This is a genomic window from Pseudolactococcus piscium (assembly GCF_002441695.1).
Lineage (GTDB): Bacteria > Bacillota > Bacilli > Lactobacillales > Streptococcaceae > Pseudolactococcus > Pseudolactococcus piscium.
Genome location: NZ_JXJW01000064.1, coordinates 1 through 512 on the forward strand (window position 1 = coordinate 1; position 512 = coordinate 512).

The 512-nt window shown below is 40.4% G+C and carries 1 pseudogene; it reads left to right on the top strand.

The window, feature by feature from the left end:
* Nucleotides 1–512: pseudogene (locus RU86_RS12210) on the top strand (hypothetical protein); the annotation flags it as partial.

A 512-nucleotide genomic window follows, 5' to 3' on the forward strand; every position in this document is an offset into this window, starting at 1 on the left:
AACGGGATTGTATATCTTCAGCCTGATAAGACTTTAGAAAATAAAACGGAGTACTATATTGATTACTCAGATACTGATTTTTTTGGAAATCCTCAGGCAAAAAAGGAAAATAGTCAAAAAGGCCTATTGACCGATGAGAAGGCGGGGTTTAATGCTTATTTTGTCACGGATTCACCAACCTTAAATCAGGAGACAAAGCAGACTTATCTGGCCATACGTGGCAGTGATGGATTTGGCTTTAATACGCTAAACGATTGGGTAGGAAATGGTGCAAATTTTGCCTTGACAAATGCCTATATCCCGCAAGCTAAACTGGCGAATCAAGCACTGGTTGGCAAAATTAAAGACATTAAAAGAGCTGCCCCAAATGCGACACTAGATGTGACGGGGCATTCTTTAGCTACCATGGTCTCTGCTCAAGCGGTTGCGAAACTTTACCAGGATAATGTTAAAGCATTTGAAAAAATTGGCAAAGTCGTGCTATTTGATGGCCCTGATGTGACACAAAGTTT